The sequence below is a fragment of the Terriglobales bacterium genome, assembly GCA_035543055.1.
Taxonomy (GTDB): domain Bacteria; phylum Acidobacteriota; class Terriglobia; order Terriglobales; family Acidobacteriaceae; genus JAIQFD01.
Map to the genome: position 1 here is coordinate 17626 of DATKKJ010000055.1, position 9561 is coordinate 27186.

Annotated in this window: 5 protein-coding genes; 1 reads left to right on the forward strand and 4 read right to left on the reverse strand. The window is 65.1% G+C overall.

Going from position 1 to position 9561, the window contains the following annotated elements:
* Nucleotides 1-234: 234 nt before the first annotated feature.
* From smc to VMS96_04515, 3 genes are all read right to left on the reverse strand, one after another.
* The gene (gene smc / locus VMS96_04505) at nt 235-4215 is read right to left on the reverse strand and encodes a chromosome segregation protein SMC (GenBank protein HVP42666.1); all 3981 of its coding nucleotides are present in this window, start codon (nt 4213-4215) and stop codon (nt 235-237) included.
* Between the two features lie 439 nt (nt 4216-4654).
* Nucleotides 4655-6025, reverse strand: coding sequence for a dipeptidase (locus VMS96_04510; GenBank protein HVP42667.1), 1371 nt, complete (start codon nt 6023-6025; stop codon nt 4655-4657).
* Between the two features lie 182 nt (nt 6026-6207).
* Nucleotides 6208-6555, reverse strand: coding sequence for a tetratricopeptide repeat protein (locus tag VMS96_04515; GenBank protein ID HVP42668.1), 348 nt, complete (start codon nt 6553-6555; stop codon nt 6208-6210).
* 255 nt (nt 6556-6810) lie between these two features.
* On the opposite strand from VMS96_04515, the gene lon reads away from it, so the two are divergent.
* On the forward strand, nt 6811-9216 hold the full coding sequence (gene lon / locus VMS96_04520; GenBank protein HVP42669.1) for an endopeptidase La: 2406 nt from the start codon (nt 6811-6813) through the stop codon (nt 9214-9216).
* 52 nt (nt 9217-9268) lie between these two features.
* On the opposite strand, the gene VMS96_04525 is transcribed toward lon, so the two are convergent.
* Nucleotides 9269-9561: PEP-CTERM sorting domain-containing protein (locus VMS96_04525; protein HVP42670.1), on the reverse strand; the 293-nt coding region annotated here is incomplete at its 5' end.

Sequence of the window (9561 nt, forward strand, 5' to 3'; positions counted from 1 at the left end):
GCGCGGTGTGACGTTGGTCACAAGAAATTTTCCCTGCAAAATCCTTGACAGAAATCAAACTCTGCGAAACCCCAGCCCCGTGCGGTTCTTCGGGCGCTGTTTTTGCACCGCCGAGCCCGAGAAATGAACCACGGATTTTCACGATGACGCGGATTCGAATTTCCGATCCGTGTGATCCGTGAAAATCCGTGGCAGGTCTTTCTTCGCTGGCGACCGGCGACTGACGACTGTCGACTAGTTCACCCGCATCCCTTCCGGCACGTTCTCCCCGAAGCGCACCGATACCAGCTTCGACACTCCCGGCTCCTGCATGGTCACGCCGTACATCACCGGCGCCGCCGTCATCGTCTTCTTGCTGTGCGTGATCAGGATGAACTGGGTCCTGGCGCTCATCTCTTTCACCAGCTCGACGAACCGCCCCACGTTGGCGTCATCCAGCGGCGCGTCCACCTCGTCCAGGATGCAGAACGGGCTCGGCTGGTACTGGAAGATGCCCACCAGCAGCGCCAGCGCGGTCAGCGCCTTCTCCCCGCCCGACAGCAGCAGCACGTTCTGCAGCTTCTTGCCCGGGGGCGACGCCACCACGTCGATGCCGCTCTCCGTCGTGTTCTCCAGGTCGGTCAGGCGCATGAGCGCCTGCCCGCCGCCGAACAGCTTCTTGAACGTCTCCTGGAAATTCTCGTTGATCCGGTCGAACGCCTCCTGGAACTTCTGCCGCGAGAACGTCTCGATCTCCCGGATCGTGTTCTGGGTGTTCTCGATCGACTCCAGCAAGTCCTTGCGCTGGGTCTCCAGGAACTCGTGCCGCTGTGCCGTCTCCTTGTACTCTTCCAGCGCCATCATGTTCACCGGTCCCATCGCCTCCAGCCTCGCCTTCATCTCGCGATAGGCCTGCTCCTCGAAGACCAGCGGCTCGCCCTCGACCTGCACGATGCTTGCATCCGCCCGCAACTGCTCGGTGGTCAGCCCCAGTTCGTTGACCGCGGTCTCCGACAGGTGCGAACGGTCGGAATCGAGCTTCGCCGCCTGCGCCGTGATCTCGCCGCGCCGGTCGCGGGCCGCGTCGAGCGCCTGCCGGAGCTCCCGCAGCGCGGCCTCCAGCTCGCTCAGGCGCTCCCGGACTTCTCCGGACTCTGCCTGCAGCTCCTGGCTGCGCGCCTGCATGGCGATGCCCTCGTCGGCCAGGCCCGCCAGCTGCTCCGCCAGTTGGGTGTTCTCCTGCTCCCGGTGCTGGCGTTCGGCGGCCGCCGCGGCCACTTGCTCGCGCAGCCCCATCACCCGCACCTCGACGTCGGCCGCCATGCTCTCGATGCGGTGCAGGTTCGCCGCCGCCGCCGTCCGCCGCTCTTCCAGCACCGCGACCTTCGACGCCATCTCGGCCGCGGTGTGCGCCGCCGCATCGCGCGTCACCTTCAGCGTGATTAGCGTCTCCTGCGCCGCCGTCGTCTCTCCTTCCAGCGACGCCCGGCGCTGCTCGTGCGTCTCCGCCTCGCTCCGCCTCTCCGACGCCAGCCGCACTTTCGCCGCGCGCTCGTCGCTCACCCGCGCCAATTCCGCCCGGTAGGTGCCCAGGCGCTCGTTGGTGCGGGCCATCTCCGTGTCCAGCTGTTGCAGCGCGTGTCCCGAAGTCAGCGCCAGCCGCTCGGCCTCCCGCTTCTCCTCCTCCAGCCGCTCCAGCAGGGAAGAGAGCTCGCGGATCTCCCGTGCCAGCAGCCCTACCCGCGCCTCTTCCTCGCGCAGCCCCTGCTCCACCTGCTCCAGGTGCCGCAGCACCTCGCGCAGATCGCGCTTCATGGAGAGCGGGCCCTCGCTGCGCTGTTTGCCGCCGGTGACGGTCACGTTGTGGAAGCACTCGCCCGAGGTCGCCAGGAAGAACGCGTCCGGATTCTCCAGCGCCAGCTCGCGCGCCACCGCCGGATTCGCCGTGATGTACCCGTTCCCCAGCTTGGGCAGGATCATTTCCAGGCTCTTGCCGAACCCGTTCAGCACCCGGATGCAGCTCTTCAGCGGCACCACCTCCTGCTCCCGCCGCGGCGCATGACGCGTGCTCTCATCCACCACGAACGAGAACTTCGCCTGCGCATCGTTGGGGTGCACCAGGAATGTCGCCCGCCCGTTCACGTCGCTGCGCAGCATCGCCAGGCCGGCGTCCGCAGCGTCCCACGACTTCACCACCACATAATTCAGCTCGTCGCGCAGGAAGTCTTCCACCACCGGCTCATAGCGGTCCTCGACCTCCAGGAAGTCGGCCAGGACGCCGGCCGGCGCGAACCCCGCGTTGAGCACTCCCGACTGGAACAGCCGCTTCACCGACTCGGTCGAATACCCGTGCTCGGCGATCACCGACTCCAGCGAACCCTTCTTGCCCAGCAGCGTCGCGTACTCGGCGCGCAGCGTGTCCAGCCGTTTCTTCGACTCGACCTCGGTTTCGCGCCTGGACTCCAGCCGCCGCCGTGCCTCCCCGATCTGCCCGTCGAGCCCATTCACCCGCTGCTGCACCGTCTCGAACTCCATCGACATCTGCCCGCGCCGGCCGCCGAAAGACTCGATCTGCGCGCTTGCCGCTTCCAGTTCCTGGTTCAGCCGCGACGCCTCGCGGTCCAGGGCCGCCGCCTGCTCCTCCGCCTGCGCCATCTGGTTGCGCACGTTCGACGCCGCCCCGACCGCCTCCAGCACCTGCAGGCGCCGCTGTTCCTGCAGCCGCTCCACCTCCAGCAGGGCGCTCGACGCCGACGCCGCCTCCTGCTGCCTAAGGGCTGCCTCCTGCTGTGCTGCTGCCACCTCGCCCGACGCCGACTCCAGCGTCGTCCGGTTGGCCTCGACCTCTGCCCGCAACGAGGTAAGCTGCGCCTCGGTGTGCGCGATCTCCGCCTCCGCCGCCGCCGCTCGCGCCGCCAGCTCCGCGCAGCGCTCCTCGTTGGTCTTCTGCCGCTGCGTCGCCCGGTCGATCTCCCGCCCGATCTCGTTCAGCCGGTCGCCGGCCCTGCGCGCCTCGGTCTCGATGGCGTATCCCCGCTGCGTGCGCTCCCGGTGCTCCGCTTCCATCTGCTGCACCGACTCGCCGCGCGCCCGCATCTCCTCCGTCACCCGCTCCAGCTCGGCCCGCAGCGCTGCCTGCTCGCGCTCCATCTGCGCCGACCGGCTGGCCAGCACCAGCCGCAACTTGGCCCGCATCTCCTCGCGCAGGCGCGCGTAGCGGTCCGCTTTCGCTGCCTGCCGCCGCAGCGAGTTCATCTGCCGCGTCACTTCCTCGAAGATGTCGTTCACCCGCGCCAGGTTGAGCTTGGCCTCCTCCAGGCGCATCTCCGCCAGCCGCTTCTTGGTCTTGAACTTGGTGATCCCGGCGGCCTCCTCGATGATGGCCCGCCGGTCGTGCGGCTTGCTCGAGAGGATTTGCCCGATGCGCCCCTGCTCGATGATCGCGTACGACTCCGGCCCCAGGCCCGTCCCCATGAAGATGTCCTGGATGTCCCGCAGCCGGCACAGCTTTCCGTTCAGCAGGTACTCGCTGTCGCCCGACCGGAACAGGCGCCGGGTCACGACGATCTGTCCCTTCTTGAATTCGATCTGGTTGAATTTCCTGCGCCGGACCTTCAGTACGACCTGCGGCTCTGCCGATGCTGGCTCGACTTGCGGGGCGCGGCCGCCCTCGGCCGCGTCGCTCGCGGCTTCGGAGGCAGTCCCGGCCGTCTCCGCTGAGGCACTCTCGGTATCTCTCGCTTGACTCGTCGCATCTCCCGCCTCCTGCGTGCTGCTTCCTGCCTCCTGCCCCCGGCCTCCCGGTACCTGGTACTTTTGATGCGGGTGCACTTCCTCTGCGATGCGCGCTGCCTCTGCCGCCGCTTCCGTCCGCAGCGCGGTCTCGTCCCAATCCTCCTCCGGCATCTCGTCGCGGATCTCGATCTCCGGCTCGGCGGTCAGGTCCGATGTCCCGCCCTCATACACCTCCGGATCGATCAGCGTCAGCGACACCTCCGCCATCCCGTTCGGCGTGCGGTCCCGCGTCCCGGCGAAGATCACATCCTCCATGCGGGCGCCGCGCAGCGACTTGGCCGACTGCTCGCCCAGCACCCACATGATCGCGTCCGAGATGTTCGATTTCCCGCACCCGTTCGGTCCGACGATGGCGGCGATGCCGTCCCCGTGGAACTTCAGCTCGGTGCGGTCGCAAAAGGATTTGAAGCCCAGGATCTGCAGCTTTTTGAGTTTCAGCAAAGTCCACCCCTTCAGGCTTGCTGCGGCCGTGGCTGGCCCACCGCGCAGGTTCCCCGGTGGCCCATGGCCTTCGTCAGGCTGGATACAACGAAGTCCGTTAACTGCTCTGTACTCAAGCTTTTGTAGCCCGGCCGCCCTCGGCCGGGGGAGGGGGATGCCCCTCCGCCTGTTCAGCTCAATGTACCCGGCTGGTTAACACGGGTCAAGCACTAAAAGCCCAATATATTGTAGGTGCTTTCCGCTTGCCCCACTATGTTGCACAGCTTACGTTGCCGTCTCGCAAACCTCTTCTGGCGAGGGCTTAAAAGGAAGGGAAAACCGCGAGAGCAGGTTCGAGACTAGCCCTTTCCCTGTGGAAAATCAAGAACTCAGAGTGGTGCCCCCAAGCACGAACGGCAGCCGCATCTCTGCGGCTGCCGCATTTCCTGGCTACCAGCTACTAGCTACCAGCGACTTTTTCGAAGAACCGGATGATGCTCTCGATCCCCCGGTAGAAGTTCGGGATGTGGAACTTCTCGTTGGGCGCATGCAGGTTGTCGTCGGGCAGCCCCATGCCCATCATGATGGACGGGATCTTCAGCACCTTCTCGAAGTCGGTGACGATGGGGATCGACCCGCCCGAGCGGATGAACACCGTGTCCTTCTTGAACACTTCGTGCATGGCCTCCACCGACGCTTTGACGTACTTGTTGTCGGTCCCCACCACGATGGCCTCGCCCTTGGAGAGCACCTTCACGTTGATCTCGATCCCCTTGGGCGTGTGCTTCTTGATGAACGCCAGGTACTTTTTCAGGATGTCGTCCGGGTCCTGGTTGGGCACCATGCGCATCGACACCTTGGCCGACGCCTTGGCCGGGATCACCGTCTTCGCCCCCGGCGCCGTGAACCCGCCGGGCATGCCGTGCACTTCCAGGGTCGGCCGCGCCCACGTCCGGTACAGCACCGAGTAACCCGGTTCGCCGGTCAGCACCTTCGATCCCACCTCGGTCTTGCGGTAGTGCTCTTCGTTGAAGGGCAGCCGCTTCCACGCTTTCAGCTCGTCTTTGCTCGGCGCCTTCACGTCCTTGTAGAAGCCGGGGATCAGGATCTTCCCGTTCTTGTCCTTCATCTTGCCGATCATCTCGATGAGCGCGAACAGGGGATTGGGCGCCGCCCCGCCATACATCCCGGAGTGCAGGTCGGTCATCGCGCCCTTGGCTTCGATCTCGGTGTACACCAGCCCGCGCAGCCCCACGCACAGCGTCGGCAGGTCGGGGGCGAACAGCTCGGTGTCGGTCACCAGGGCGAAGTCGGCCTCCAGCTTCTTCTTGTTCTTGCGGACGTACTCTGCGATCGACTCGCCGCCCACTTCCTCCTCACCCTCGATGATGATCTTCACGTTGATCGGCAGGCGCCCGCCTTTCATCATGGCCTCGAACGCCTTCACCTGCATCCACAGCTGGCCCTTGTCGTCCACCGCGCCGCGCGCGTAGATGTTGTTGTTGCGCACCGTGGGCTCGAAGGGCGGCGAGATCCACTCGTCCACCGGGTCCGGGGGCTGAACGTCGTAGTGCGCGTAGCACAGCGCCGTGGGCTTGCCGGTGGCGTGCAGCCAGTCGGCGTAGATCAGGGGGTGCCCCTGGGTGGCGATGATCTCCACGTTCTCGAAGCCGATCCGTTTCAGCTCGTTGGCCACCATCTCGGCCGCGCGCCTGACGTCCGGCTTGTGCTCCTCCAGGGTGCTGATGCTCGGGATCCGCAACAGGTCTTTGAGTTCGTTAAGAAAACGGTCTTGGTTCTGTCGTGCAAAATCGATTGCAGGGCTTGCCATTCGGTTCACTCCATTCGGGGTTCATGAAACCAAAAAGTATATACCCGCGCACGCGTCTCGGTGGGTGCGACACCTGCTTGGTGTCATCCTGAGCTCGGGGTCGGCTGGGCAGCCCCACGTGTCGCGGCCGCCCTCGGCGGCCTAGCCCGCGCAAGGGGCGATTCAACGCTAACGACCAGCGACTAGCGACTGTATCTCTCCAGCTGCTCCTTCAACCTACGATTGCCGAATCTCGCCGCGTACTCCGCGTGCTCCCGCGCCTTTTCCATCTCTCCGTCCGCGGCGTACATCTCTCCCAGCGCCACGTGCGCGTCCGCCAAGGAAGGCTTCAACTGCAGGGCCCTCAATAGCTCCAACCGCGCCTCTTCACGCTTGGACTGCACCCGGTAGAGCTGTCCCAGGTGGTAATGCCCCTCCGCCCAGTTTGGATCTTTCGATAGCGCGGCCTTCTGCTCGGCGATGTGCCGCTCGGTGTCGGCTTCGAGCATTTGGTCCATCACCCGGCGCGCGAAATCCGTCAGATCTCCCACGTCCGCATCACCTGCCGCGCCAGCAGTATACCGTCCCCTAAGATTGTCAATGTGACGGCTTCACCAGGGGTGCCCGGGCCGGGCAGCCGGCGCTCCTTCGGCTTCCCATCGCGGAGTCGCCTGGATCTCATCTGAGTACCGGGCACTGAGTACTTGGTTTACAATTACGCCCCCTTGAGTGGCCGCCCTCAGGGACGCATCTTTGCGAGCGGCTCCGTCATCCATTAGTCAGCACTTATCGCATCGAGGAGACCTATGGAAGGCCGCACTCCTAAACCCGCCGAGCGATCCGCCCTGCCGGTGCTGCCGGTGCGCGACACCGTGCTCTTCCCCCACGCGGTGCTGCCCCTCACCGTCGGCCGCGAGAGTTCGGTGCAGTTGATCAACTCCCTCGGGGACGAGAAGACCATCATCGTGGTGGCCCAGCGCGAGGCCCGCGTGGACGCCCCCCAGCCCGTCGACCTCTACTCTACCGGCACCCTGGCCACTGTCCACAAGGTGGTCAAGATGCCCAACCAGAGCCTGTTCGTCTTCACCGAGGGCCTGGACCGCGTGCATCTCCAGGAGTACACCCAGCTGACGCCGTTCATGAAGGCGACCTACGACATCCTGCCCCAGCCCGGCGCCCAGAAGAACCCGGAGGAGGAAGCGCTGCAGCGCAACGTCCTCTCCCTCTTCCAGCAGATCGTCGCCGGCTCGCCCACCCTCTCCGACGAGCTCCAGACCGTGGCCATGAACATCGACGACCCCGGCCGCCTGGTGGACTTCGTCGCCAGCTCGCTGCCCTCGCTCGCCACCAAGGACAAGCAGGACCTGCTCGAAACCACCGACGTCCGCGCCCGCCTGGAAAAAATCAATCGCCACCTGACCAAGGAATTGGAGGTCCAGCACCTCCGCAACAAGATCCAGTCCGAGGTCCAGGACCAGGTCCAGCAGACCCAGCGCGAATATTATTTGCGGGAGCAGATGAAGGCCATCCAGAAGGAGCTGGGAGAGCAGGATGAGAATGCCAGGGATATAGAAGAGCTGAAGCAGAAGATCGAAGCGGCGGGGATGCCGGAGGAAGTGAAGAAGGAAGCATTAAAGGAGTTGAACCGGCTGTCGCGCATGTCGCCGATGGCGGCCGACTACTCGGTCACCCGCAACTACGTGGAGTGGCTGGCGGTGCTGCCCTGGTCGAAGTCGTCGGGCGTGGCCGAGATCGACATCCCCAAGGCCAAGGAGATCCTCGACACCGACCACTACGACCTGCAAAAGGTCAAAGACCGCATCCTGGACTACCTCTCGGTGCGGCGGCTGAAGCCCAACATGAAGGGGCCGATCCTGTGCTTCGTGGGGCCTCCGGGCGTGGGCAAGACCTCGCTGGGGAAATCCATCGCGCGCTCGCTGGGCCGCAAATTCGTCCGGCTGTCGCTGGGCGGGGTGCACGACGAAGCCGAGATCCGCGGCCACCGGCGCACCTACATCGGGGCGCTGCCCGGACAGATCATCCAGGGCATCCGCCGCGCCGAGACCAACGACCCGGTGTTCATGCTCGACGAGGTGGACAAGCTGGGGCGCGACTTCCGCGGCGACCCCGCCTCGGCGCTGCTCGAGACCCTGGACCCGGAGCAGAACAACAGCTTCCGCGACAACTACCTCGATGTCCCCTTCGACCTTTCGAAGGTGCTGTTCATCACCACTGCGAACATGCTCGATCCCGTCCCTGAGCCGTTGCGCGACCGCATGGAGATCATCGAGCTCCAGGGCTACACCGAGAACGAGAAGGTGCACATCGCCAACAACTACCTGGTGCCGCGGCAGATCGAGGAGAACGGCCTGACCAAGGAGCAGATCGAATTCCCCGAGGCGGCCATCCGCCACATCATCCGGCACTACACCCGCGAGGCGGGGGTGCGCAACGTGGAGCGCGAGATCGGCACCATCTGCCGCAAGCAGGCGCGCCGCATCGCGGAAGGGAAGACGGAGAAGCTGGTGGTCACCCCGGAATCCATCAAGGAGATGCTGGGGGGCATCAAGATCCGGATCGACACCGAGATCGCGGAGCGCACCAAGCGCGCCGGGGTGGCGGTGGGGCTGGCCTGGACGCCGACCGGCGGCGACATCCTGTTCGTCGAGGCCAACAAGATGAGCGGCAAGGGCGGCTTCACCATGACCGGGCAGATCGGCCAGGTGATGCAGGAGTCCATGCAGGCGGCCCTGACCTGGGTGCGCTCCAACGCTGACAAGCTCGGAATCAATGATGCCTTCTTCAAGGACCACGACCTGCACATCCACGTGCCCGCGGGCGCCATCCCCAAGGACGGCCCCTCGGCCGGCGTCACCATGGCGACCACGCTGGTCTCGCTGCTGAGCGACCGCTCGGTGCGTCCGCTAACCGCCATGACCGGCGAGATCACGCTCAGCGGCAACGTGCTGCCGGTGGGCGGGATCAAGGAAAAGGTGCTGGCGGCCAAGCGCGCCGGGGTGCACGACATCATCCTGCCGGCGGACAACCAGATGAACATCGAGGAAGACCTCACCCCGGACCAGCTGGAGGGCGTCACCATCCACTACGTCAATACCATCGACGAGGTGCTGCAGATCGCGCTGCCCACCTCGGCGCACGAAGTGAAGAAAGACGCCGAGGAGCGGGAACGGGTGCTCACCAACGTGCAGTAGCTGGGAGCTGGTAGTTAGGGAAGGACTTGTAGGCCGCCCTACGCCCGGCTCTTCAGACGGCGCGGCGCCAGCCGCGCCTGCGGCGCAGCAGACCTAGCAGTCCCGAGACTCCCGAGCTCAGCAGGAGAAGGCCACCCGGCTCCGGTACCGCGTTCACCTGCAAGTCGATCGGCCCCAGATCGGTAGCATGCCCGATTTCGTTGCCCCAGCCAATCCAGTAGCCTGAATTCTCTTCGAGGTAATAGAGATTGCCGTCGATTCCGTCGATAAACAGCCCAAGACCAAGATTGTCCAGGTGCGGTGAAGAGAGATAGAGGATGTTGTTGAACAACCAGGTGTGGTGGG

Excerpts from the sequence above, each read along its gene's own strand:
- VMS96_04510 (HVP42667.1), bottom strand. The coding sequence starts at position 6,025 with ATGGCAAGCCCTGCAATCGATTTTGCACGACAGAACCAAGACCGTTTT.
- lon (HVP42669.1), top strand. The coding sequence starts at position 6,811 with ATGGAAGGCCGCACTCCTAAACCCGCCGAGCGATCCGCCCTGCCGGTG.